20 protein-coding genes are annotated in these 25875 nt (G+C 63.1%); 15 read left to right on the forward strand and 5 right to left on the reverse strand.

The features are described 5' to 3' along the window. Positions 1 to 15 precede the first annotated feature (15 nt). From VSR82_RS07430 to VSR82_RS07485, 12 genes are all read left to right on the forward strand, one after another. Complete coding sequence (locus VSR82_RS07430; protein WP_429456100.1) at positions 16 to 3156, forward strand: efflux RND transporter permease subunit; 3141 nt, start codon at positions 16 to 18, stop codon at positions 3154 to 3156. After that, positions 3153 to 6464, forward strand: a complete 3312-nt coding sequence (locus VSR82_RS07435) for an efflux RND transporter permease subunit (RefSeq protein ID WP_429456099.1) — start codon at positions 3153 to 3155, stop codon at positions 6462 to 6464. Before VSR82_RS07430 ends, VSR82_RS07435 begins: the two co-directional genes overlap by 4 nt. Beyond that, the gene (locus tag VSR82_RS07440; RefSeq protein ID WP_429456098.1) at positions 6461 to 8074 is read left to right on the forward strand and encodes an efflux transporter outer membrane subunit; all 1614 of its coding nucleotides are present in this window, start codon (positions 6461 to 6463) and stop codon (positions 8072 to 8074) included. Before VSR82_RS07435 ends, VSR82_RS07440 begins: the two co-directional genes overlap by 4 nt. A gap of 9 nt (positions 8075 to 8083) precedes the next feature. Beyond that, a complete protein-coding gene (locus tag VSR82_RS07445; protein ID WP_429456097.1) occupies positions 8084 to 8707 on the forward strand; it encodes a chromate transporter in 624 nt (207 codons plus the stop codon). A gap of 44 nt (positions 8708 to 8751) precedes the next feature. Then, positions 8752 to 9288, forward strand: a complete 537-nt coding sequence (locus tag VSR82_RS07450; RefSeq protein ID WP_429456096.1) for a chromate transporter — start codon at positions 8752 to 8754, stop codon at positions 9286 to 9288. 197 nt (positions 9289 to 9485) lie between these two features. Continuing rightward, complete coding sequence (gene ehuR / locus VSR82_RS07455; RefSeq protein ID WP_176106902.1) at positions 9486 to 10883, forward strand: MocR-like ectoine utilization transcription factor EhuR; 1398 nt, start codon at positions 9486 to 9488, stop codon at positions 10881 to 10883. 182 nt (positions 10884 to 11065) lie between these two features. Beyond that, the gene (gene eutB / locus VSR82_RS07460; protein ID WP_429456095.1) at positions 11066 to 12103 is read left to right on the forward strand and encodes a hydroxyectoine utilization dehydratase EutB; all 1038 of its coding nucleotides are present in this window, start codon (positions 11066 to 11068) and stop codon (positions 12101 to 12103) included. After that, positions 12100 to 13104 carry a cyclodeaminase gene (locus VSR82_RS07465; RefSeq protein ID WP_429456094.1) on the forward strand — a complete coding sequence of 335 codons (1005 nt, stop codon included), beginning with the start codon at positions 12100 to 12102 and terminating at the stop codon, positions 13102 to 13104. Before eutB ends, VSR82_RS07465 begins: the two co-directional genes overlap by 4 nt. A gap of 53 nt (positions 13105 to 13157) precedes the next feature. Further along, on the forward strand, positions 13158 to 14183 hold the full coding sequence (gene doeB / locus VSR82_RS07470) for a N(2)-acetyl-L-2,4-diaminobutanoate deacetylase DoeB (protein ID WP_429456093.1): 1026 nt from the start codon (positions 13158 to 13160) through the stop codon (positions 14181 to 14183). Between the two features lie 7 nt (positions 14184 to 14190). Next, complete coding sequence (locus tag VSR82_RS07475; RefSeq protein ID WP_368583099.1) at positions 14191 to 14682, forward strand: Lrp/AsnC family transcriptional regulator; 492 nt, start codon at positions 14191 to 14193, stop codon at positions 14680 to 14682. A 168-nt stretch (positions 14683 to 14850) separates the two neighbouring features. Further along, a complete protein-coding gene (locus VSR82_RS07480) occupies positions 14851 to 16374 on the forward strand; it encodes an NAD-dependent succinate-semialdehyde dehydrogenase (RefSeq protein WP_410850179.1) in 1524 nt (507 codons plus the stop codon). Positions 16375 to 16418: 44 nt separating this feature from the next. Then, positions 16419 to 17816 (forward strand): aspartate aminotransferase family protein, encoded by a 1398-nt coding sequence (locus tag VSR82_RS07485; protein WP_018433302.1) that lies wholly within the window; start codon positions 16419 to 16421, stop codon positions 17814 to 17816. A gap of 56 nt (positions 17817 to 17872) precedes the next feature. Here the strand turns inward: VSR82_RS07485 and VSR82_RS07490 are convergent, their stop codons facing one another. The 5 genes from VSR82_RS07490 to doeA all read right to left on the reverse strand — a co-directional run bounded on the left by VSR82_RS07490 (position 17873) and on the right by doeA (position 22978). Further along, positions 17873 to 18307: a hypothetical protein gene (locus VSR82_RS07490; protein WP_429456091.1), complete on the reverse strand. Its 435-nt coding sequence runs from the start codon at positions 18305 to 18307 to the stop codon at positions 17873 to 17875. 1141 nt (positions 18308 to 19448) lie between these two features. Continuing rightward, positions 19449 to 19955: a lysozyme family protein gene (locus VSR82_RS07495; protein WP_368583091.1), complete on the reverse strand. Its 507-nt coding sequence runs from the start codon at positions 19953 to 19955 to the stop codon at positions 19449 to 19451. Positions 19956 to 20004: 49 nt separating this feature from the next. Further along, complete coding sequence (locus tag VSR82_RS07500) at positions 20005 to 20376, reverse strand: hypothetical protein (RefSeq protein WP_429456090.1); 372 nt, start codon at positions 20374 to 20376, stop codon at positions 20005 to 20007. Positions 20377 to 20600: 224 nt separating this feature from the next. Then, the gene (locus VSR82_RS07505) at positions 20601 to 21692 is read right to left on the reverse strand and encodes an alcohol dehydrogenase family protein (RefSeq protein ID WP_429456089.1); all 1092 of its coding nucleotides are present in this window, start codon (positions 21690 to 21692) and stop codon (positions 20601 to 20603) included. 65 nt (positions 21693 to 21757) lie between these two features. Next, the gene (doeA, locus tag VSR82_RS07510) at positions 21758 to 22978 is read right to left on the reverse strand and encodes an ectoine hydrolase DoeA (RefSeq protein ID WP_368583087.1); all 1221 of its coding nucleotides are present in this window, start codon (positions 22976 to 22978) and stop codon (positions 21758 to 21760) included. 332 nt (positions 22979 to 23310) lie between these two features. Here doeA and ehuA point away from each other — a divergent pair, with 332 nt between their 5' ends. The 3 genes from ehuA to ehuC all read left to right on the forward strand — a co-directional run bounded on the left by ehuA (position 23311) and on the right by ehuC (position 25873). Next, the gene (gene ehuA, locus VSR82_RS07515; RefSeq protein ID WP_368583085.1) at positions 23311 to 24213 is read left to right on the forward strand and encodes an ectoine/hydroxyectoine ABC transporter ATP-binding protein EhuA; all 903 of its coding nucleotides are present in this window, start codon (positions 23311 to 23313) and stop codon (positions 24211 to 24213) included. Positions 24214 to 24296: 83 nt separating this feature from the next. Next, positions 24297 to 25139: an ectoine/hydroxyectoine ABC transporter substrate-binding protein EhuB gene (ehuB, locus tag VSR82_RS07520; protein WP_429456088.1), complete on the forward strand. Its 843-nt coding sequence runs from the start codon at positions 24297 to 24299 to the stop codon at positions 25137 to 25139. Between the two features lie 74 nt (positions 25140 to 25213). Then, on the forward strand, positions 25214 to 25873 hold the full coding sequence (gene ehuC, locus VSR82_RS07525; RefSeq protein ID WP_368583082.1) for an ectoine/hydroxyectoine ABC transporter permease subunit EhuC: 660 nt from the start codon (positions 25214 to 25216) through the stop codon (positions 25871 to 25873). Positions 25874 to 25875: the final 2 nt, after the last annotated feature.

The following is a 25875-nucleotide window of genomic DNA, read 5'->3' on the forward strand; positions in this document are numbered from 1 at the left end:
CGGACCGCCGCGCCGATGAACATTTCCCGCCTGTTCATTCTTCGCCCGGTCGCGACGCTGCTGTTGATGATCGCGCTCGTGCTCATCGGTCTGATCGCGATGCGCGTGCTGCCGGTGTCGTCGCTGCCGAACGTCGACTATCCGACGATTCAGGTGCAGACCTTCTACCCGGGCGCGAGCCCGACGGTGATGGCGACCACCGTGACCGCGCCGCTCGAAGTGCAGCTCGGCGAGATTCCGGGCCTGCAGCAGATGACCTCGTACAGCTCGGACGGCGCGTCGGTGATCACGCTGCAGTTCGATCTGTCGCTGAACCTCGACATCGCCGAGCAGAACGTGCAGCAGGCGATCAACGCGGCGAACAGCTATCTGCCATCGGGCCTGCCGGCGCCGCCGACCTACGCGAAGGTCAATCCCGCCGACCAGCCCATTCTGACGCTCGCGGTCACGTCGAAGTCGATGTCGCTGACGCAACTCGAAGACGTCGCCAACAACCGCCTCGGCACGAAGATCTCGGAGGTGTCAGGCGTCGGCGTCGTGACGACGAGCGGCGGCAACGTGCCCGCGATCCGCGTAGAAGCCGACCCGCACAAGCTCGCCGCCTACGGCCTCAATATCGACGATCTGCGCACGCTGCTCAGCTACGTGAACGTGAGCCAGCCGAAGGGCAATTTCGACGGCCCCGATCTCGACTACACGATCAACGGCAACGATCAGATCACCGACCCGAAGGACTATCTGGACACGGTGATCGCGTATCAGAACGGCTCGCCGGTCTACATGCGCGATGTGGCGCGCGTGAGCCAGGCCGCGCAGGACGTCGAGCGCGGCGCGTGGTACAACGGCTCGCCCGCGATCGTGCTGAACGTGCAGCGCCAGCCCGGCGCGAACGTGATCCAGACGGTCAACCAGATCATGAAGGTGCTGCCGCAGCTCGAATCGACGCTGCCGGCCGGCATGAAAGTGACGGTGGTGTCGGACAGTACCGGCGTGATTCGCGCGTCGGTCGCGGACGCCGCGTTCGAGCTGATTCTCGCGATCGTGCTGGTCGTCGCGGTGATCTTCGTGTTCCTGCGCAACGTGCCCGCCACCGTGATTCCGAGCATCTCGGTACCGGTCTCGCTGATCGGCACGCTCGCGGTGATGTACCAGCTCAACTATTCGATCGACAACCTGTCGCTGATGGCGTTGATCATCGCGACCGGCTTCGTCGTCGACGACTCGATCGTGATGATCGAGAACATCGTGCGCTATCTGGAAGAGGGCATGTCGCCGCTCGAAGCCGCGCTCGAAGGCGCGGGGCAGATCGGCTTCACGATTCTGTCGCTGACCATTTCGCTGATCGCGGTGCTGATTCCGCTGCTGTTCATGGGCGGCGTGATCGGGCGCCTGTTCAGCGAGTTCGCGGTGACGCTCGCGGTTACGATCGTGATTTCGGCGGTCGTGTCGCTGACGGTGGTGCCGATGCTGTGCGCGCGGATGCTGCGCGCGCAGGCCGAGCGGCATCCGAGCCGCTTCGAGCGCATCAGCGAGCGCCTGTTCGACAAGACGCTTGCCGCCTACGAGCGTGGCCTGCGTTGGGTGCTCGACCATCAGACGCTGACGCTGATGGTCGCGGTCGCCACCGTCGTGCTGACCGGCATCCTGTACGTGGTGATTCCGAAGGGCCTGTTTCCGGTGCAGGACGTCGGCGTGATCCAGGGCATCAGCGTCGCCGACAACTCGGTGTCGTACGCGGCGATGGTGAAGCGGCAGAGCGCGCTCGCCGATGCGGTCCTGAAGGACCCGGACGTGGTGTCGCTGACGTCGTACGTCGGCATCGACGGCACCAACGCGACGCTGAACAACGGCCGCTTCCTGATCAATCTGCGCGACAAGGATCAGCGTTCAGACAACGCACAGGAAATCGCGCGCCGGCTCGCGCAGGAAGTCGCGCATGTGCCGGGCGTGAAGCTTTTCATGCAGCCCGAGCAGGACCTGACGCTCGACACGACCGTGTCGCCGAACCAGTACAGCTTCGTGTTGCGCGGACCGAGCCAGCAAGCGTTCCAGAAGTACGTGCCGGAACTCGTCGCGCGTCTGAAGCAGATTCCGTCATTGTCCGACGTGCAGAGCGATCTCAATACCGACGGCCTCAGCGTGAATGTCGAAGTGAACCGGCAATTGGCCGCGCGCTTCGGCATCACGCCCGCGACGATCGACAACGCGCTGTACGACGCGCTCGGCCAGCGCATCGTGTCGACGATCTTCGAGCAGTCGAGCCAGTACCGCGTGATTCTGGTTGCGAAGCCGGAGTCGATGCCGACCGTGCAATCGATCGGCAATCTCTATCTGCCGAGCCAGACCAGCAGCACGGGTCAGGTGCCGCTGTCCGGCATCGCGAAGATCGAGATCAGGAAGGCGCCGCTCGTGATCAGTCACCTCGCGCAGTTTCCGTCGGTGACGGTGTCGTTCAATCTCGCGAAGGGCGCGTCGCTGAGCACCGCGGTCAAGGATATTCGCGAGGCCGAGCAGGCGATCGACCTGCCGCCGTCGATCACCTCGTCGCTGCAAGGCGCGACCGCGGCGTTCGAGGATTCGCTATCGAGCGAGGTCTATTTGCTGATCGCCGCGCTCGTTGCCGTGTATATCGTGCTCGGCGTGCTATACGAGAGCTTCATCCATCCGGTCACGATCCTGTCGACGCTGCCGTCGGCCGGCATCGGCGCATTGCTGTCGCTGATGCTCGCGGGGATGGATCTCGACGTGATCGGCATCATCGGTATCGTGCTGCTGATCGGCATCGTCAAGAAGAACGCGATCATGATGGTCGACTTCGCGCTCGACGCCGAACGCAATCACGGCAAGGCGCCGCGCGAGGCGATCTTCGAGGCGTCGCTGCTGCGTTTCCGGCCGATCCTGATGACCACGCTCGCCGCGATGCTCGGCGCACTGCCGATGCTGCTCGGCACCGGCACCGGTTCGGAACTGCGCCGCCCGCTCGGTCTCGCGATCATCGGCGGTCTGACGCTGAGCCAGGTGCTGACGCTGTTCACGACGCCGGTGATCTATCTGTTCTTCGACCGGATGGCTACGCGCGTGAACCGCTGGCGCGCCGAGCGCGCTAAGCGCAACGGCGGGCGCCCGCCGGAAGGCGGCGCGGAGGGCACGCGGTGAACATCCCGGCGATCTTCATCCGGCGACCGGTCGCGACGACGCTGCTCGCGATCGCGATCCTGATCTCCGGCACGCTCGCCTATTTCCGCATGCCGGTCGCGCCGCTGCCGAACATCGCGTTTCCGGTGATCGTCGTGCAGGCCAACATGGCCGGCGCGAGCCCGAACATCATGGCGTCGACGGTGGCCGAACCGCTCGAGCGGCGGCTCGCGACGATCGCCGATGTCGAGGAGCTGACCTCGATCAGCTACGTCGGCTCGTCGATGATCATCGTCGAGTTCGGATTGAAGCGCGACATCAATGGCGCCGCGCGCGACGTCGAGGCGGCGATCCAGGCCGCGCGCGCCGATCTGCCCACCACGCTGCGCAGCAATCCGAGCTACCGCCAGTACAACCCGGCCGACGCGCCGATCGTGGTGCTGTCGCTGACCTCGGACACGCTGACCAAAGCGCAGCTCTACGACTCCGCCGATTCGGTGATCCAGCAGCAGTTGTCGCAGGTGCAGGGCGTCGGCCAGATCACGCTCGGCGGCGGCGCGTTGCCGAGCGTGCGCGTCGAGTTGCAGCCGGGCAAGCTCAATAGCTACGGCATCGGCATGGAAGACGTGCGCGCGGCGATCAGCGCGGCCAACGCCGACAGCGCGAAGGGGCATATCGACGTCGGCGATCAGCGCTACGTTGTCACGTCGAACGATCAGATCACGCACGCGGCGCCGTATCGCGATCTGGTGGTCGCGTATCGCGACGGCGCGCCGGTGAAGTTGCGCGACGTCGCCCAAGTGCGCGACTCGAACGAAAACATCCGCAATGCGGGGCTCTTCAACGGAAAGTCGGCGATTCTCGTGATCGTCTATCCGATGCCGGGCAGCAACGTGGTCCGCACCGTGCAGCAGATCCGCAACGTGCTGCCGGCGATCGAAGCGACGCTGCCGAGCAGCGTGCACGTGGAAGTCGCGATCGATCGCTCGCAGTCGGTCACGTCGTCGGTCGGCGATACCGAGCGCACACTGTTCATCGCGGTGCTGCTGGTGGTCGGCGTCGTGTTCATCTTCCTGCAGTCGCCGCGCGCGACGCTGATTCCGGCGGTCGCGTTGCCGCTGTCGATCGTCGGTACTTTCGGGCCGATGTATCTGCTCGGCTATAGCATCGACAACCTGTCGCTGATGGCGCTGACCATCGGCACCGGCTTCGTCGTCGACGACGCGGTCGTCGTGCTCGAAAACGTCGTGCGGCACATGGAGCTGGGACTGAGTCCGAAAGAGGCCGCGGTGAAGGGCGCGGGCGAAGTCGGCTTCACGGTGATTTCGATGAGCCTGTCGCTGATCGCGGTGTTTCTGCCGATCATTCTGTTTCCGGGCATCGTCGGACTGATGTTTCATGAGTTCGCGATCACGCTGTCGATCGCGATCCTGATCTCGCTGGTGATCTCGCTGACGGTCACTCCCGCGATGTGCGCGTACGTGCTGAGCCGCGACAACGCCGGTCATTCGAAAGCGCGCTGGGCGCAGTGGGTCGAGCGGCAGTTCGATCGTTTCAAGGACATCTACGCACGCTCGCTGACGGCCGTGCTCGATCATTCGCTGCTGGTGATCCTGCTGCTGTTCGCGCTGCTGGTCGGCAACGTGTTCATGCTGAAGCTGGTGCCCGCCACCTTCTTTCCCGAGCAGGACACCGGCATCGTGATCGGGCAGATCATCGCCGACCAGAGCATCTCGTTTTCGGCGATGCAGAAGAAGCTCGCGCAGTTACAGTCGATCGTGCAGAGAGATCCGGCGGTTCAGTCGGTTGCGGGCTTTACCGGCGGGCGCGCGCTCAATACCGCGAACGTGTTCATCGAGTTGAAGCCGCTGTCGCAGCGGCACGCGACGGCCACCCAGGTCGTGAACCGCCTGCGTCCGAAGCTCGACGAAGTGTCGGGCGCGCGGCTCTTTCTGCAGGCGCAGCAGGATTTGCGCATCGGCGGGCGGCAATCGGCGGCCGAGTACCAGTACACGCTGACGAGCGACGATTCCGCCGCACTGTTCGCGTGGACGCCGAAACTCGTCGCCGCGTTGTCGAAGGAGCGCGGGCGGCTGCTCGACGTGAACTCCGACTTGCAGCAGAACGGCCTGCAAACCTACCTGACGATCAATCGTGCAACCGCCGCGCGCTTTGGCTTCGCGCCGAACCAGATCGACAATGTGCTGTACGACGCATTCGGCCAGCGCACCGTGTCGACGATCTATAACCCATTGAACCAGTACTTCGTCGTGATGGAAGTCGCGCCCGAGTACTGGCAGTATCCAGAGACGCTGAGCCAGATCTATCTGAGCACGTCCGCGGGCAATCCGACCGGCACGGCCGCGACGCAGATGCCGCACGGCACGGTGTCGGCGACTAGCGCGACCACGGCCAGCGCATCGTCGAACACGAATTCGCGCAACTCGGACGCGCAGTCGAACGCGACCAACAACAGCATCGCCAACAGCAAGGGCGGCAGCTCGACCGGCAGCGCGGATAGTACGGCGGCCGAAACGATGGTGCCGCTTTCGGTGCTGACGTCGTACAAAAACAGCCATACGTCGACGCAGGTGAACCACCAGAGCGGGCTCGTCGCCGCGACGATCTCGTTCAATCTGCCGGCCGGCGGATCGCTGAGCCAGGCCGGCGCGGCGATCAACGAAACGATCCGCGACATCGGCGTGCCCGCGAGCATTCACGGCTCGTTCGCGGGCGCGGCGGCGGCCTATTCGCAATCGATGGGCGTGGTGCCGCTGCTGATTCTCGCGGCGCTAGGCGTCGTCTACATCGTGCTCGGCGTGCTGTACGAAAGCTCGATCCACCCGCTGACGATCCTGTCGACGCTGCCGTCCGCGGGCATCGGCGCAACGCTCGCGCTGCTGATCTTCGGCACGCCGTTCTCGGTGATCGCGATGATCGGCATCATCCTGCTGATCGGCATCGTCAAGAAGAACGGCATCATGATGGTCGACGTCGCGATCCAGTTGCAGCGCCAGGAGCGGATGCCCGCGCGCGACGCGATCCACGCGGCCGCGCTGATCCGTCTGCGGCCGATCATGATGACGACGTTCGCGGCCGTGCTCGGCGCGGTGCCGCTCGCAATCGGCATCGGCCAGGGCGGCTCGCTGCGCCAGCCCCTCGGTATCACCGTGATGGGCGGGCTGGTCCTCAGCCAGATGTTCACGCTCTATACGACGCCGGTGATTTATCTGTATCTCGACCGTCTGCGCGCACGGCTGGTCAGATGGTCCGCGGGGCTGCGCTGGAACCGCGACGCGACGCCGGGACAACCGGATACGAAGGCATGACGATGAAGATTTCTTCTCAACGAATGACAGGGCCGAGCGCCAGGTTGCCGGGCGTCGCGACGCTCGCCGTCGCGCTGCTCGCGCTGTTCGACTCAGGCTGCATGGTCGGCCCGGACTATCACCGGCCGCAGGTCAGCGTGCCCGCCACGTACTCGGAGCTGCCGGGCTGGACCCAGGCCGAGCCGAACGCGACCGGCCCGAAGGGCACGTGGTGGACCTCATTCAACGATCCGCTGATCGACGAACTCGAACCGCTGGTCGCGGTGTCGAACCAGACCGTGCGCGCGGACTACGCGAACTACCAGCAAGCGCTCGCCGAAGTGCGCGCCGCGCATGCGGCGCTGTTCCCGACGATCGGCGCGACCGGCTCGGCGACGCGCGAGCGCGCGGGCAGCGGTTCGGTCAGTGCAGCGGGAAGCTTCGTCAATGGCACGTCGACGCGCATCGTCAATTCGGGTTCGGTGGAAGGCAACGTGAGCTGGGCGCCGGACCTGTGGGGCCAGGTACGCCGCACCGTCGAGGAAAACGCCGCGAGCGCGCAGTCGAGCGAAGCGACGCTCGCGAATGCGACGCTCTCCGAGCAGGTTGCGCTCGCCACCGCGATCATCGAATTGCGCACCAGCGACGCGAACATCGACCTGCTGCAGCAAACGGTCGTCGCGTATCAGCATGCTCTCGACGTCGTTACCGAGCAGGACCGCGCAGGCACGATTCCGCCGAGCGACGTGATCACCGCGCGCAGCCAGTTGAATACCGCGAAGTCCAATCTGATCGCGCTCGGCGTCGCGCGCGCGCAGCAAGCCCATGCGATTGCGGTGCTGGTCGGCAAGAACCCGGAGGAGCTGTCGATCACGCATAGCACCGCGATGCCGGCGCTGCCGTCGGTGCCGGTCGGCGTGCCGTCGACGCTGCTCGAACGCCGGCCCGACATCGCCGCCGCCGAGCGCAGGATGGCCGCGCAGAATGCGGCGATCGGCGTCCAGGTGGCTGCGTATTACCCGGACATCTCGCTCTCGGCCGCGGCGGGTTTCACGCAGTCGCCGCTGTCCGGTCTGCTGAAGGTCGCGAATTACGTGTGGTCGCTGGGCGGCAGCGCGACCCAGACGCTGTTCGACGGCGGCCTGCGCAGCGCCGACGTCGACGCGGCGAAGGCGGCCTACGACTCGGCCGTTGCCAACTATCGCGGCACGGTGCTGGGCGCGTTCCAGAACGTCGAGGACGATCTGTCCGGCCTGCGCATTCTCGCCGAGCAGGCGGTCGTGCTCGAAACGGCGGTGCGCGACGCGGACCGTGGCGCGGAGATCGCGTTCAACGAGTACCAGGCGGGCACCGTCGATTACACCACGGTCGCGACCGCGCAAGCGACGCAACTGACTACGCGGCAGACTGCGCTGAACGTGCAGGAATCGCGCTTGCTACACGCGGCGTCGTTGTTTGGCGATCTGGGCGGCGGGTGGTCGGCCGATGAGCTGCATGATCCGCGGCATCCGGCGGCTGCTTTAGCAGCTTCCTCGCCTGCGGCCGCGTCTGTTCCATCGGCTACGTCACCGGCGACGTCTGCGGCTATCATGCCGGGTGCGCGGCAAGCGCGGCACGACCAAAACGACTAGGGACGAGTATTGGCCAAAGGCATCCACGGGCACCACGTCGGCGACCCGGTATCGACACATGAAGGCGACGCGCCACGCCAAACACCGCCTCGCGAAGTGACCTCGCTGGGCCTCTTTCTGATCTTCGCTCGCATCGGTCTGACGAGTTTCGGCGGCGGCTTGAGCGGCTGGTTCATGCGCGAGTTCGTGCACGACCGGCACTGGATGAGCGAAGACGAATTTCTCAACGGCCTCGCGTTGTCGCAGGCTCTGCCCGGCGTCAACGTGAAGAATCTGGCGATCTGGATCGGCTACCGGCTGCTCGGCTGGCGCGGCGCCGTCGCGGGATTCTGCGGCATCATTTTTCCGGCGGCCGTCGTGATCATTCTGCTCGGCGCGTTCTTCTCGGCGATCGCGTCGTTTCCGCTCACGCATATCGCGCTCGCCGGCGCCGCGGCCGGTGCGATCGGGCTGTCGCTGTCGATGGCGATCACCGCCGCGCGCCGGCTGCCGCGCCGCGGGTTTCCCTATCTGGTGCTGCTCGCGACGTTCGCGGCCGCCGCGGTGTTTCGCGTGTCGCTGGTGTGGACCGTGCTGATCGCCGGCGCGTTGAGCGTTGGCTACGAGTACGTGCGCGAGGCGCGCCAGCCCTGATCGGCTTGTGTCGCCACAAGTCAAACTCCACTAAAGCTTCCGCCGTGCTCAGAACTCTTATCGCGCTGTTTTCGGTTTTCGCGCCGCTGTCGATCGTCACCGTCGGTGGCGGGCAGGGGATCATCCCCGAAGTGCAGCGCCAGGTCGTCGACGTGCATCACTGGATGACCCATGCGCAATTTCTCAGCGACTTCGCGATCGCGCGGCTCGCGCCCGGTCCCGGCTCATTGCTCGCGACGCTGATCGGCTATCAGGTCGGCGGCGTCGGCGGCGCGCTCGTCGCGACCGTCGCGCTATTCGGTCCGACTGCGTTTCTGATGTATGGCGTCGTGCACATCTGGAATCGGCACGAAGGCGCACGCTGGCTGAATGCGTTGCAGGCTGGATTGCGCCCCGTGGCCGCAGGGCTGATTCTCGCGGCCGTTTATGTGCTGATCAAGGACCTGGAAGGCGGATGGATTGCGTGGCTCACCGCGGCCATCGCGACCGTGCTCGTGATGAGGACGCGTATCAATGCATTGGTGCTGATCGCGGGAGGGGCGATCGTGTTCGTGCTGATGCATTTTGTGGGGTTGCTGTAGCGCGCGGTGTGGCGACGGTGCGCGTGAAACTCTGATCGGACTCACACGAGAGAACTTCGCTATCCAGCCCCACATTTTTTCGGCCCGATTGCTCTAGGACAATTATTTTCCGCCCCGTTTTTGCCTCACTATGGGAGATCAGGCAAGACGACACGACTTCAAACGGAGCCGGCGTCGCGATAAACGGAGGAGCAACGGTGATCGAGCAATGGCGCGAGGCCGTGCGCGCGGTGCACGGCGTGGAATCGAAATACAAGCGGCTGGTCAAGGCGATTGCCGGCGACATCGAGAATACGTCGCTGCCGCCGGGCGCGCGCCTGCCGCCGCAGCGCGACGTCGCCGCCGAACTCGCGATCAGCGTGCAGACCGTGACCAATGCGTACAAGGAACTGGAGCGGCAAGGGCTGATCCGCTGCGAGGTGGGGCGCGGCAGCTTCGTCGCGGCGCGCGTCACCGAAACGATGTCGAGCTACATGCTCGATACGGCCGAGCGCTCGGTGGTCGACTTTTCGATCGCGCGCATCATTCACACGTCCGAGCACGATGCGATGTGGCGTAAGGTCTGCGCGACGCTGTCGACGCTCGACGATCAGCCGTGGATTCGCGCGTTCCGGCCGATCGCGGGCTTCGAGCATCATCGCCAGGCGGGCATTGCGTGGCTCGCGTCGCTCGGCATGCCGGCTTCGGCCGATACGCTGCTCGTCACGAATGGCGCCGCGCACGGCATCTTTCTCGCGCTCGCTTCGCTGGTGGGCCCGGGCGATACCGTACTGTGCGAAAGCCTGACGGATCACGGCGTGATAGGTTCGGCCAACGTGCTCGGCTTCACGCTGAAGGGCCTCGAAATCGACGAGTACGGCATACACCCCGAACACTTCGAGGAGATGTGCGACAGCGAGCGTATCTCGGCGCTCGTCTGCACGCCGACGCTGAACAATCCGACCGTCGCGTTGATGCCCGATTCGCGGCGTCGCGCGATTGCGAAAATCGCCGAACGCTATGGCGTCTACGTGATCGAGGACGACGTCTACGGCCCGTTGCCCGCCAAACATTCCACGCCGATTTCGAGCCTCATTCCAGATCTCTCGTTCTATTGCACGAGCTTGACGAAGTCGGTGATGGCCGGTTTGCGCATCGGCTATATGACGACGCCGCGCCGGCTCGCGCTGCGCGCCGAAAGCGTGCTGCGCGTGAGCAGCTGGATGGCGACGCCGCCGATGGCTGAGATCGCCACGCGCTGGATCGTCGACGGCACGGCCGCGCGGCTCGTCGAAATTCAGCGTGAACGGCTCGGGCGGCGTCAGGCGCAATTGCAGCAGACGCTCGGTAAATATGTCCTGGGCGCGCACCCGCAGGCGCTGTCGGCATGGTTGCGGGTGCCCGATCACTGGCGCACCGACCGGCTGGTGCGCGAGCTGCGCAACCGCGACATCGCGGTGACGTCGCCCGATCCATTCCTCGTGCGCGACGCGGACCGGCCTAATGCGGTGCGCGTTTGCGTCGGCGCCGAGGTTAGCGAAGACACCTATAAAGCCGCGCTCGAAACGATGCACGATGTGTTCGAGCAATACCCGCAGGTGCACGATTTCACCTGATCGCACGGGTGCGCGAATTGCGTGCGCGCTGACCGAAATGAACTAGGACAATAAAAATCCTTTTTTAGAACACTAGACTGGGCTGCATGGAAAGCGATGCGGCCGCGAATCACTGCGTTTATCTGCGACAGCCGTGCCCGCATCGAATAGCGAATCGACCACTTTGATGCAGGGCCTCGCGCATGTCCGTTCCACCGTCAGCCGATCTGTCGTTAGCCGACATTTACCGCGCGCGCAGCCGTATCGACGGCCGCGTGTGCCGTACGCCGCTCGTCGAATCACCGAGCCTGTCGGCGCACGCCGGCACGCCGGTCTATCTGAAGCTCGAAACCGTGCAGCCGACCGGCAGCTTCAAAGTGCGCGGCGCGACCAATGCGCTCGCGCAACTGGCCGACGAAGGCTGCACTCGCGTGGTGACCGCATCGACCGGTAATCATGGCCGCGCGGTCGCGCATGCGGCGCGCGCGCTCGGTATCGACGCAACCGTGTGTCTGTCGCGCCTCGTGCCCGCCAACAAGGTCGATGCGGTGCGCGCACTCGGCGCGCATGTACGGATTACCGGCCAAAGCCAGGACGAGGCGGAGCACGAAGCATTGCGACTCGCGCGCGAAGAAGGTTTTGCCTACGTCCCGCCATTCGACGATCCGCGCGTGATCGCCGGACAAGGGACGATCGGGCTCGAAATCGTCGAGGCGTTGCCCGATGTCGCGAACATCGTCGTGCCGTTGTCGGGCGGCGGGCTGTTTGCAGGCATCGCGCTCGCCGCGAAAAGCACGAGTGCCACGATCGGTTTGACCGGCGTGACGATGGCGCGCGGCGCCGCGATGCACGCGAGTCTAGCGGTCGGTCAGCCGGTGCTGGTCGAGGAAGTCGATACGCTCGCCGATTCGCTAGGCGGTGGTATCGGACTCGAAAACCGCTACACGTATGCGCTGACGCGCGATCTGATCGATGAAACCGTGCTGCTGGATGAGGCGTCGATCGCGCGCGGTATCGCGCATGCGTATCGGCAGGAACGGCTCGTCGTCGAAGGCGCGGCGGCGGTGGGGATTGCCGCGGTGCTCGATCGCGCGCTGCCCGCTGAGCGCATCGCGCGCGGGCCGCTCGTGCTCGTCGTGACGGGCGCGAACATCGATATGGATCTGCATCGGCGGATCGTCGGCAACGAAAATTCGCAAGCCCTACCGTCACCGAACCCACATACCGCATCCGCATCATGACCTCGATCACGCTCCTTGGCGAAGCCGAGCTTCGCAAACTCGTGCCGCTCGATCTCGCGGCCATCGACCAGATCGAAGCGGCCTTTGTCGCGCTCGCGACCGAAGCGGTTGCGATGCCGCCGATCCTGCGGCTCGATCTGCCCGCGCATAACGGCGAAGTCGACGTGAAGACCGCATGGTTGCCGCGCCTCGACAGCTTCGCGATCAAGGTGAGTCCGGGCTTTTTCGATAACCCGTCGCTTGGTTTGCCGAGCCTGAACGGCCTGATGCTGGTGCTGTCGGCGAAGACCGGATTGACCGAAGCGGTGCTGCTCGACAACGGCTATCTGACCGCGATACGCACGGCGGCCGCCGGCGCGGTCGCGGCGCGCTGGCTCGCGAAAGCGCACACGCCGCGGGTCGCGGTGATCGGCGCTGGCGAGCAGGCGCGCCTGCAATTGCGGGCGCTGATGCTGGTGCGCCGCGTCGAACACGTACGCGTGTGGGCGCGCGACGCGGCGAGCGCGCTACGTTTCTCCGCCGAAGTGAACAACACGCTCGGCGTGCGCTGCGACGTCGCGGCCAGCGTTCACGACGCGCTCGCCGAAGCGCACGTCGCGATCACGACGACGCCGAGCCGCACGCCGCTCATCGAAGCCGCCGATCTGCATCCGGGCCTGCACATCACCGCGATGGGCTCGGACGCCGAACACAAGAACGAAATCGCGCCGGCGGCGCTCGCGGCGGCGCGCTACGTGTGCGACCGCGCGCAGCAAACGCGCGTGCTCGGCGAACTGCATCACGCGCTCGCCGCGGGCACGATGCGTGCCGATGCGGCGATCGTCGAATTGGGTCAGGTGATCGCGAAACAGGCGGCGGGCCGCACGAGCGACGCCGACGTGACGATCTGCGATCTGACCGGAACCGGCGCGCAGGACACCGCGATTGCCGCGCTCGCCTTGCAGCGCGCGCGTGCCGCGAAGGCGGGAACGACATTTGGCAACGGCGCGCCGCTGCAATGACGCGCGATCAACGGTAAAACGCCGCACAAGCGGCTCACGAAGGAGTAGCACAGATGCGGGCATCCCCGATTCAACCGACGGTCGATTTCAACGCCGACGGCGAACAGCATGGTTTCCTGAAGCTGCCTCATTCTCACGACGTCTCCGCGTGGGGCGCGGAGATGATCCCCATCACCGTGATCCGTAACGGCGAGGGACCGACCGCACTGCTAACGGGCGGCAACCACGGCGACGAATACGAAGGGCCGATCGCGCTGTCGAAGCTCGCCGCCACCTTGAAGGCGAGAGACGTACGCGGGCGCGTGATCATCGTGCCCTTCATGAATTTCCCGGCGTTTCGCGCGGGCACGCGCACGTCGCCGATCGATCGCGGCAATCTGAATCGCAGTTTTCCGGGCAAGCCGGACGGCACCGTGACCGAGAAGATCGCCGATTATTTTCAGCGCTATCTGCTGCCGCTCGCCGACTATGTGCTCGATCTGCACGCGGGTGGCCGCACGCTCGACTTCGTGCCGTTCGCCGCGATTCACGTACTGCCCGATGCGACGCAGCAGGCGCGCTGCGAAGCGGCGATGCGCGCGTTCGGCGCGCCGTACTCGATGCGAATGCTCGAACTCGATAGCGTCGGCCTTTACGACACGGCCGTCGAGGAAGCCGGCAAGGTGTTCGTGTCGACCGAGCTTGGCGGCGGTGGCACGGCCACGGTGCAGAGCGTGGCGATTACCGAGCGCGGTGTGCGCGGCTTTCTGCAGCATGCGGGGATCATCGAGCATGACGAGTCGAGTCGTAACGCACCACGCACGACGACGCTGCTCGATATGCCCGACGGCACCTGCTACACGACGAGCGAGCACGATGGTCTGCTCGAATTGTGCAAGGACCTCGGCGAGATGGTCGATAACGGCGAGGTGATCGCGCGGGTCTACGATGCGAATCGCACCGGCGCCGCGCCGGTCGAATATCGCGCGCGACGCGCGGGCATGCTGGCCGCGCGGCATTTTCCGGGGCTCGTGCGGATCGGCGATACGGTTGCGGTGGTCGCAGACGTGCTCGAACGTGGCATACCGGTAACGGTCTGAACGCGCGATGAAATTCGACCGCTACGATCTCGCGATTCTGCGCATTCTCGCGCGCGACGGACGCATCACGAAGTCGCGCCTCGCCGAGGAAATCAATCTGTCGATTTCGCCGGCATGGGAGCGCGTGAAGCGCCTCGAAGAAGAGGGCGTGATTCGCGGGTATCGCGCGGATATCGATTGGGTGCGCGCGTTCAAGGGCAGCCGCGTGGTGGTCGAGGTCACACTCGCGCGTCATACCGCGCCGGACATGCGGCGCTTCGAGGAGCGCATCGCGGCCGCGCCGGAAGTCGTGCAATGCCTCGCGACGGGCGGCGGCGTCGACTATGTGATGCACGTGCTGTCGCGCGATATCGACCACTATCAGCGCTTCATCGATGCGTTGCTCACCGACGAATTGGGCATCGAAAAGTACTTCACCTATATCGTCACGAAGGTAGTGAAAAGCGGCGCCGAAGGACTGCCTGATTGGGCGGAACAATCGATTGGCGAGAACGGTTGAATGGCGCGGTAAATGCGGTCGAAACACGGTCAAAAGTCCCGCCCGAAAAAACATCAATCACACGGCGAATTGCAGAAAAAACGCGGTCTTCCAACCGCGACAACAAAAAAATCCGCAGTGCCTCAGGACCTACAGTGATAGCAGAAACATCGCACACAGGAGGTCGTCATGTTGCTGGGTCATCCGGTCCTATTCAAATCGCTGTGCTACGTGGATGGACGCTGGGTTCATAGCGCGAGCGCCGCGAGCGTCGCAGTGCAGAATCCCGCGAATCAGGAAGTACTCGGCCATGTGCCGATGCTCGATGCGGCGCAGATTACCGCAGCGGTCGATGCCGCGCAGCGCGCGTTCGACACGTGGCGCTGGGTGCCGGTCGCCAAACGTTCGGCGCTGCTATTGCGCTGGCATGAGCTGATCCTGCGTCATCAGCAGGATCTCGCTGCGATTCTGTCGCTCGAACAGGGCAAGCCGCTTGCCGAAGCGCGCGGCGAAATCGCGTATGGCGCGAGCTTCGTCGAATGGTTCGCGCATGAAGTGCGGCGTTTGAATGGGCGCACGATTCCGACGCATATCGATGGCGCGCATCTTGGCACGATCATCGAGCCGGTCGGTGTCGCCGCACTGATCACGCCGTGGAATTTCCCGTGCGCGATGCTCACGCGCAAGGCCGCTGCCGCGCTCGCCGCAGGTTGCACGGTGGTCGCAAAGCCCGCGCACGAGACGCCGTTCTCCGCGCTCGCGCTCGCGCAACTCGCCGAAGAAGCGGGCTTTCCGGCGGGCGTGTTCAACGTCGTGCTCGGCGAGCCGCAAATGGCGATGGAAACGCTGGTTTCGGATAGCCGCGTGCGCTCGGTCAGCTTCACCGGTTCGACGCGCGTCGGTGCGCTGGTGATGCAAACGGCCGCGCAGGCAGGCATCAAGAAGACCGCGCTAGAACTGGGCGGCAACGCGCCTTTCATCGTGACGGAAGATGCGGACCTCGCACAGGCCGTGCGCGTCGCGGTCGCAGCGAAGTTCCAGACCTCGGGCCAGGACTGCTGCGCGGCGAACCGGATTTTCGTCGCGCGTCCTTTGTATGAAGCATTCGTTGCGCGATACAGCGATGCCGTGAAGGCGTTGAAAGTGGGCAGCGCATTCGACCCGCACGTGGACGTGGGCCCGCTGATGCACCAGGCCGCGTTCGACTCGACCGTGCAGCGCGTCGCCGACGCGCGTGAGAAAGGCGCGCGCATCACGGTAGGCGGCGCGGCGCACGAGCGCGGCGGCTGGTTCTTCGAGCCGACCGTGGTGGCCGATGCTGCGCCCGGCATGCGCATCTACGACGAAGAGAACTTCGCGCCGATCTCGGCGGTCTCGCCGTTCGATTCGCTCGACGAAGTGGTCGAACGCGCGAACGACACCGAGTACGGACTCGCCGCCTACGTCTGCGCGAAAGATCTGAACACCGTGTTTCAACTGATCCGCCGGCTCGACTTCGCAATGGTGTCCATCAACGGCGCGAAGTTTACCGGCGCGCCGATTCCGTTCGGCGGCATCAAGTCGTCGGGGCTTGGACGCGAAGGCGGCGTCGAAGGCTTCGAGCCGTTCGTCGAGACACGCTATTTCTGCCTTGGCCAGCTCGGCTTGCCGGTCAGCGACAGCGCCCCCGCTCGTGCCGCGGCACACGCGATGGCGACGGACGCAACGGCCTGAACCTACTGATTCATTCATCGAGACATCACACGAAGGAGCGACCCATGACTAAATTCGATCAACTGCTGAGCGCCGATCGCGCGCACTTCATGCATCCGTCGACGCACGCGCACGATCACGCGAGCGGCGCACTGCCGGGCCGGATCGTGACCGGCGCGAAAGGCATCCGTATCGAGGACCATCAAGGCAAGTCGTTTATCGATGCATTTGCCGGCCTTTACTGCGTGAACATCGGCTACGGCCGCACCGAAGTGGCAGACGCGATTTACGAGCAGGCGAAGAAGCTCGCTTATTACCACACCTATGTCGGCCACTCGACCGATACGATCATCGAGCTGTCGTCGCGCATCATCGACTGGTCGCCGAAGGGCATGAAGAAGGTGTACTACGGCCTGTCGGGTTCGGACGCGAACGAAACGCAGATCAAGCTCGTCTGGTACTACAACAACGTGAAGGGCCGCCCGAACAAGAAGAAGATCATTTCGCGCGACCGCGGCTATCACGGCTCGGGTATCGTCACCGGCAGTCTCACGGGCTTGCCGAGCTTCCATCAGTTCTTCGATCTGCCGGTCGAGCGCGTCAAGCACACCGTGTGTCCGCACTGGTATCGTCGCGCGCCGGCGGGCATGAACGAAACGCAGTTCGTCGCGTATTGCGTCGATGAACTCGAAAAGCTGATCGCGCGTGAAGGCGCCGATACGATCGCGGCCTTCATCGGCGAACCGGTGATGGGCACGGGCGGCATCGTACCGCCGCCGGCCGGTTACTGGCCCGCGATCCAGCAGGTCCTGAAGAAGCACGACATTCTGCTGATCTGCGACGAGGTGGTGTGCGGTTTCGGCCGGCTCGGCTCGAAGATGGGCGCGCAGCACTACGGCATTCAGCCGGATCTGATCACCGTCGCGAAGGGTTTGACGAGTGCGTATGCGCCGCTGTCGGGCGTGATCGTCAGCGAAGGCGTGTGGGATGTGATCGATAAGGCATCGCAGGAATCGGGCGCGCTGGGGCATGGCTGGACGTATTCGGGCCATCCGATCTGTGCGGCCGCGGCGCTCGCCAACCTCGACATTCTGGAGCGCGAGAACCTGACGCAGAATGCGGCGCAAACCGGCGCTTATCTGCTCCAGCAATTGCATGCGGCGTTCGACTCACATCCGCTCGTCGGCGAAGTGCGCGGCGAGGGCATGCTGGCCGCGCTGGAGTTCATGGCCGACAAGGATCTTCGCACGCCGTTCGATGCGGCGCTGAAGGTCGGGCCGCGGGTGTCGGCTGCGGCGATGCAGCGTGGACTGATCGCGCGGGCGATGCCGCATGGCGACATTCTCGGCTTTGCGCCGCCGCTGGTGACATCGCGCAGTGATGTGGACGAGATTGTGAAGCTGACGCGCGAGGCGGTGGATGAGGTGGCGTCGCAGGTGTTTGCGCCGGCTGCTTCGCTTTGATGAACTGAGGTGTGAGAAAGCCCCGGCTGCCGTTATGCGGTAGGTGGTCGGGGCTTTTATTTACTTCGGGCGGAATTGATGTCAGGCGGTTCAATTTCGATAGAATCCAAGGTTTCGCTGACCGATCGTGTTTCGCGCAGATCACCGCCCACGATTTCGTGCCGGTGTCTGTCGAGAAATCGGATCTTCGTGTCGATTATCAACGTAACTGGGACGTCACCGTGGGAGCTATGCCACACGGCTTGAAATTTATACGGTCCCATCCGAGCGCCGCCCATATGCGGCATTGTCGCGCTATCTATCCTGTCTCCCCATCCCGTATCCGTAACTGAAAAGTTTTCAGTTATGAACTGTTCAAATTGAGCGCGCGGCTTGAGCATTGGAACAATGTCGCCGTGAAAACTGACCGATCCATCCGCATAAGCGGTCGGAATCAATAGCGCTCCGACGAGCGTAGCCATAAATCTTTGAACACAGATCCTTTTATTCACGATTCAGGATCCGGAAGATCTGGAAGAGCATGCCTTTAAATCTATGCCGTGCTTTAGTCCTCCCGGAACGGACTCCGGTTGCCCTTGTTCCGCGGGTCCTATCGTCACGCTATCGATATGCTCTTCAATGCGGACTGCCTTAAGCAAACTTCCATTGACCTTCCTGCCGCGCGAGTCGATGAAATCTATACGCGTGTTTATCGTCAGAACTACTGGTTTTGAACCTGAATTCTTGCGCCAGTTTGCCCACATCGAGTAAGGCCCGATTCTGGAACCTCCTAAAGCTTTAGATTGAACGTCTCCAATTCGCGTTCCCATTGAATCGCTGACGATATCGAAGTTGCAGCGAACGAGTTCTCTTAAGTCTGCGCTCTGATTTAATAGCGGCATGATAGATGAATCAAAATCGACTGAGCCCGTACCATCTAGTGCGAAAGCAGCAAGCGGGAGACACGACAAGAGCGGAAGCAGTCTTTTCATTTCATAGCCCAGAAAATTTGACCCGGCGAGAGCCGACAGCGTTGTGACGATGCATTGGCACGCTCCTCCTCGGATAGCGGCGGCTTCGCGCCGCCTTGTCACTGACGGCTGTAGGTACATGGACCCGCATCAGAACCGCTGGAAATTGTGCTTGCTCGGCAAGATGCTGCTTCGTAGCGACCGCTTCTTTGATTGAAGCGAAACTGGGTTGTGTAACACGTTATCGCCGTACAAGCCGTCTCTGCGATGTCTCGCATTCCATCATGCTCCACTTGCAAGATCTGAAAAACATCAGCGTTTCCTTCATGCAGGATACGCCCGTTAGAAACAAGCCAGTGCTGGAATTGATGGGCGCCATAGAAAGGTGCGAAATATGGGTCCAAGGTGGGCCGCACGAATCGGATTTCCCGCCCCCTAAGGCTAATTGGGACGGTCTTCCATACGAGCCTTGTGCTTGGGTCCTTCGGTATCTCGCCCGCTTGTGCATAGCCAGTTAAATCCTGCGCTCGCTCTTCATGTTTCATCAATGCGCTTGCGAACGCATGAGTGACGTGATCCCATCCGCTCGTTGGGTCTTCAGTTCGATTCTCGAACAAGATTTCTGAGGCAACTGTATGACCAGCCGTAAGGCCTGCGAGTAGTAGCGCGATAGCAGTATTTTTCATTTTGGTGTCCCACCGCCCGCAATAAACCAAGCCTTCAGAGTCGTAAAGTCATGAACCTGAAAGGACACCCATTCATGAGGCTTTAGCTTCTCAATGGCATGCTTAATGTTCCCGGCCATCACCGAGTCAATTACATTGTGGACGCGAACGTCTTCAACCGCGATAAGGTCCTGAGTGTGCGGGGAAAAATCGTCGAGACCCATCGCCTTCTTGCCATGTTCGGTCCACGCGGCTCTGTTAATCTGGTACAGACCGGCAGCGGTAGTGTGCCCATCTTTACCCGGCCCCGGGTGAGTTGATTCGTCGGTAAAGGTCCACGTCGTATTTCCCGGATACCACCCGTACTTCGCGTGATAGTCGCCGCCTTCAGATTTCCCAATCATATAGAGGAACGCCTTGACGTTGGCATCTTTAAAATATTCCTCGTTCTCTTCGAGGCGCGTCTTCTGTCGTGACGCAACGCGAACCTGTTTCGCGGCGCTGTCGGCGGTACTCGTCGTCATTCTTCGCGCGGCATGGTTGAGATGCTTACCCGACGGGGAGATTACGGTCTTAGGCATGTTTCGCCCCGTTGCAATAGATATTGATTTCTTCAGCCGAACTGGTCATGGAAAGACGGTGCGTATAGCCGCTCGCGTCGGTCATTCCATGTTCTATATCGCCGCTTGCCCGTTCGATCGCATATTCAACGCTTGCTAAAGGCTTACTTGTGTGAGTGTCGAGGAGTTGGAATTGCTCGTCATAACCGGTTGATAGCGAACGCAGCCGGTCAAAGGGAAAGAACTCTCCGGTTTCTGCATTCAAAGCCTGTGCCGACGGCATCGGCGGGAAGTTGGCGTAGATCGAATAGGTAATGCGACAAAGGTCACAGACCTCCTCGTCTTGGGTCTGCTTTCCAGTGCCTTCCCGAATCTGCTTCTCCATTGGATTCCTCATGAATTTCCAGGCGATGTCGGATACTTACCCATCGAAACGAACCACGTCAACAGCTTTAAATCGAGATAAGACTGTCTTGAAAAACATTGACGACGACTGCTACGCGCGAAAAAGAAAGCCCGCCATGAGGGGCGGGCTCGGAGGGTGACAGTATGCGGCTAGAGCTGGGAAGGGCCGTAATGCATCGGCCGGTGCTTTAATCGCAATGAGAGTTAATGTGAAGCTTCGTCGCCGTAATGCCGATCCGGAACAACAACGATATTCCCCACGAAGCGCTTTTCCATAAACCGCGTCTGCGCCTCATGAAACTTCGACAGCGGATAAGTCGCCGCGAGAACCGGCCGAATCGTACCGCTCTGAATATAGTCGAGCACGCGTCTGAACGCGCCGCGCGTGCCCTGCGACGATCCATTCAACTGCAATTGCTTCAGATACATCGTGCGCAAGTCGAGTTGCACGACCGGCCCGGCGATCGCGCCCGCGGTCGTATATCGTCCCTCTGGCCGCAGCACGTTCAACAGCTTGCCGAACAGCGCCCCGCCAACCAGATCCGCAACCACGTCGACGGGCCGGCCGCCGGTCATCCGTTCGACGTCCGCGATGAAGTCGCCGCTGTCGCGCAGCATCACGCCTTGCGCGCCGAGCGCGAGCACCGCTTCTTCCTTGCCCTTGCTGACCACCGCATACGGAATTGCGCCGCGCGCGCGGCATAGCTGGATGATGGCCGAGCCGACGCCGCCGGACGCACCGGTAATCAGCACCGCTTCGCCGCGCTTCACGGCTGCACGCTCGATCATCTGCTCGCCGGTGTGATAAGCGCACCAGAACGTCGCGAGCTCGGCGTCGGAATACGTGGAGTCGACGCGATGTGCGTTTTCCGCGGGCACGGCCGTGTATTCGGCGTAGCCGCCGTCGCGGCCGTGACCGATGTAGTCGATATCGGCGAGGCTGTCGTCGTCGCGGTTGTAGATCGACGCGTCGACGATCACGCGCTCGCCGATACGCGCATCGCTGACGCCGCGACCCACCGCGACCACGCGTCCGACGATATCCGCGCCCTGAATGCGCGGAAACGTCAGCGTCGAGCGGCCGCGTCGCCACGTCGAGACCGCTTGTGGGTCGTCGTCGGTGCCGTAGGCGCCCTGGCGGACCCACACGTCGGTATTGTTGAGACCGCAGGCGGTCACATCGATCAGTACCTCGCCGGCCGCGCAGGACGGCACCGGCACGTCGTCGCGATAGACCAGTTTGTCGAGACCGCCGTGCCCGGTCAGCACGACGGCCTTCATCGTTTTCGGAAGCATGGTTCCCCTCTTGTCTGGACGGGCATCGTGCTTCGCGAGTCGATGCGGGCACGACGCCCGTGCGATTACGGTTTGACGAACAGCTTGCGTGGCGTCCGGCAGAAGGTCTCGACACCGGTCCTGGTGATCAGGATGCTCTCGGTGATTTCGAGGCCCCAGTCGTCGAGCCACAGGCCCGGCATGAAGTGGAACGTCATGCCGGGTTCGAGGACGGTCTTGTCCCCGGGACGCAGGCTCATCGTGCGCTCGCCCCAGTCGGGCGGATAGCTCGCGCCGATCGGATAGCCACAACGGCTGTTCTTCTCGATGCCGTATTTATGCAGCACCGCGAAAAACGCATTGGCGATGTCCTCGCAGGTATTGCCCGGTTTCGCCGCGGCAAGCCCGGCCTCGATTCCTTCGACCACCGCGCGCTCGCCCTCGATGAAATGCTTCGGCGGTTTGCCCAGATACACGGTGCGCGACTGCGGGCAGTGATAGCGCTTGAAGCAGCCGGCGATTTCGAAGAACGTGCCGGCGTCCTTCGCGAACGGCGTGTCGTCCCAGGTCAGATGCGGCGCGGCCGCGTCGGCGCCGGTCGGCAGCAGCGGCACGATCGCCGGATAGTCGCCGCCATGACCGTCGATGCCGGTAATGCCTGCCGAGTAGATCTCCGCGACAAGGTCATTCTTGCGCATGCCCGGCTCGATTCGCTCGACGATATGCGCGTGCATCTTCTCGACGATGCGCGCGGCCACGCGCATGTACTCGATCTCGCGTAGCGATTTGACCGCGCGCTGCCAGTTGACGAGGCCGGTGGCGTCCTGCCATTTCGCGTCCGGCAGATGCGCGACGAGCGAGCGATAAGCGGCGGCGCTGAAATAGTAGTTGTCCATTTCGACGCCGATCTTCGCGTTGGCCCAGCCGCGCGCCGCGATCACGTCGCGCGCGAGATAGTCCATCGGATGCCGCGCGGTGGATTGCACATAGTGATCCGGATAGCCGACGATCTGGTCGTGCTGCATGAAGACGGTGCGCTTTGCACCATTCGCGTCCTGACCGCGGCCGAACCAGACTGGCTCGCCATCGAGCGCGAGCAGCACGCACTGATGCACGTAAAACGACCAGCCGTCATAGCCGGTGAGCCAGGCCATATTGGTCGGGTCCGACACGATCAATAGCTCGATGCCGGCCGCCTGCATCGCCTTGCGCGTCTTGGCAAGACGCGCGGCATATTCGTCGCGTTCGAACGGCAGGCGCACGACGGGCACCTCAATTCGCGATTCCTGTTGCGTCGTATCTGACATCTTCCCCTCTCTCTGAGCGTGACGTCGTTGCGGGAAGTGGCGCGCGGTGCACGTGAATGCGGCGCCACGGGTATTTCTCGCCGCAGTCTAATGCCGCGAAAAAACGCCTCCGAATGTGCTAGTTCAATGTTGGTGACGTTATCGAAGCATGCTTGTGGTCTTGTTGCAGTGCACCCTTCGCTCGCCTTGGTCCGCGCGGAAAAAAGAATTGTTCTAGAGCAATCTGGTTTGCAAATATGGCTGCGTATTCTGGTTCGCATCACTGGCATTTCCGGCGCCGCAGCCGCATTCCATTGAGTCAAATCACGTACGACGAACGGGATCGAATCGATATGAACACTGCGCGAGTTACCGATCTATTGAGCGCTTCAGGCATCGCCCCGGCAAGTCTTTCCTCGGAGCGTACGGCGACGCCCGCAAACACTCAGGCGCGCCGCGACCAAAGCCCAGCGAATAAGCCGTTGATCCGACTCGACCGGATCACGAAACGATATGGCGCGCTGACCGTGCTCGACGAACTATCGCTCGACGTGATGCCCGGCGAGAAGCTGGCGCTGATCGGTCCGTCGGGATCGGGCAAGACGACGATCCTGCGCATCCTGATGACGCTCGAGACGATCGACGGCGGCCATATCGAGGTGGACGGCGAACAACTGTTTCATATGCCGCGTGGCGGCCAGATGGTGCCCGCGAACGAAAGGCATCTGCAGAAGATGCGCGAAAAGATCGGCATGGTGTTTCAGCACTTCAATCTGTTTCCGCACAAGAGCGTGCTCGACAACGTGACGCTCGCGCCGATGCTGACGAAGGGCGAGAGCCGCGAGTCGGCGGAGAAGCGCGCGCTGGAACTGCTCGACATGGTCGGCATGGCCGACAAGGCGAAAAGCCGTCCCGCACAACTTTCGGGCGGGCAGAAGCAGCGCGTGGCAATCGCGCGGGCGCTCGCGCTCGCGCCGCGAATCATGCTGTTCGACGAAGTGACGTCCGCGCTCGACCCCGAACTCGTCGAGGAAGTCCTGAACGTGATGCAACGGCTCGCGCGCGAAACCGATATGACGATGCTGCTCGTCACGCACGAAATGGGCTTCGCGCACGATTTCGCCGACCGCGTGCTGTTTTTCGATCGCGGCAGGATCGTCGAGGAAGGCAAGCCCGAGGACATCTTCACGCATCCCACGCACGAACGGACCCAGACCTTCCTGCGCAAGATCCTCGCCGCGGGGCATCGAATCTGAGCCGAGCCGCAACAGATTGTTTTTCCCATGCTGCACATCACCCACTACTACGTCATACCACTACGCCATAGGAGCCAGAGATCATGAAACTGAAGGGGATTCTGATTGCGGGAGGGTTGTCTCTGCTGACGCTCGCGAGCGTCGCATATGCCGCCGACGACAAGCTCACGCAGCTGCGCCAGCAAGGGTTCGCGCGCATCGCGATCGCGAACGAACCGCCGTTCACCGCAGTCGGCGCCGACGGCAAAGTGACGGGCGCGGCGCCCGATGTCGCGCGCGCGGGGTTCAAGAAGCTGGGCGTCAACGACGTCGTCGCGTCGGTCTCCGAGTATGGCGCGATGATTCCGGGCCTCGCGGCCGGGCGGCATGACGCGATTGCGGCGGGGCTGTTCATGACGCCGCAGCGTTGCGCGGCCGTCGCCTATTCGCAGCCGGTGCTGTGCGCGGTCGAAGCGTTCGCGGTCAAGAAAGGCAATACGAAGAGCATCAAGACCTACGAGGAAATCGCGAAAGATCCGAAAGCGGTGATCGGTGTGGAAGGGGGCACCACCGAGCAGAAGCTCGCGACCGCCGCGAATATTCCGACCGATCGCGTGATCATCGTGCCGGACGGGCAAAGCGGTCTGAAGATGCTGCAGGACGGCCGCATCGACGTATTCGCGTTGCCGCTTCTTTCGATCACCGATCTGCTTTCAAAGGCGAAAGACCCGAACCTCGATTCGATCGCGCCGGTGCAGAACACGCCGGTGCAATGCGACGGCGTCGCGTTTCGCAAGCAGGACACCGCGCTGCGCGATGCGTTCGATGTCGAGCTGAAGAAGATGAAGGATTCCGGCGAGTTCGCGAAGATCGTCGAGCCCTATGGCTTCTCGGCGAAGGCGGCGATGTCGGCGAGCCGCGAACAACAGTGCGCGGCGAAGAACTGAGGCCGCGATAGCACGCCATGCGCGCGGCACGGTCGCGCGCATGGCCTCCGATACATTGCGCGCGAGGTACGTCGATGAACCACTGGTCCGGTTATTTGCAGCTGATTTTGCAGGGGGCGCGGACAACCGTCGAACTGACGCTGATGGGCGCGGTACTCGCGCTCGTCATGGCGTTCGTCGCGGGGCTCGGGCGCCTGTCGCGCTTCTTCGTGGTGCGCGCGTTGGCCACGTCGTATATCGAGTTCTTTCGCGGCACGTCGATATTCGTGCAGCTGTTCTGGGCGTATTTCGTGTTACCGATGGCCGGCCTCACGCTGACGCCGCTGCAGGCCGGCGTGCTCGCGCTTGGGCTGAACGTCGGCGCGTACGGCGCCGAAGTGGTGCGCGGCGCGGTCGCCGCGATCGGCCATGAGCAGCGCAGCGCGTGCATCGCTTTGAATCTTTCCCGCTATCAGCGCATGCGGCACGTGATCCTGCCGCAAGCGTTGCCGCTGATGCTGCCCACCTTCGGCAACAACGCGATCGAGCTGCTGAAGGGCACGGCCGTCGTATCGCTGATTTCGCTCGGCGACATGACCTTCCAGGCGCAAGTGGTGCGCTCGCAAACCGGCAATACGTTGATCCCGTTCGCGACGATTCTCGCGCTGTACTTCGGCATGGCCTGTCTGATCTCGTTCGGTATGCGCAAGCTGGAAAGCCGGATGAGTTTCGGTCTCGACCGCATCAGGAGATAGAC

The organism is Burkholderia sp. JPY481 (assembly GCF_038900515.1).
In the GTDB taxonomy this organism is placed as follows: domain Bacteria; phylum Pseudomonadota; class Gammaproteobacteria; order Burkholderiales; family Burkholderiaceae; genus Paraburkholderia; species Paraburkholderia youngii.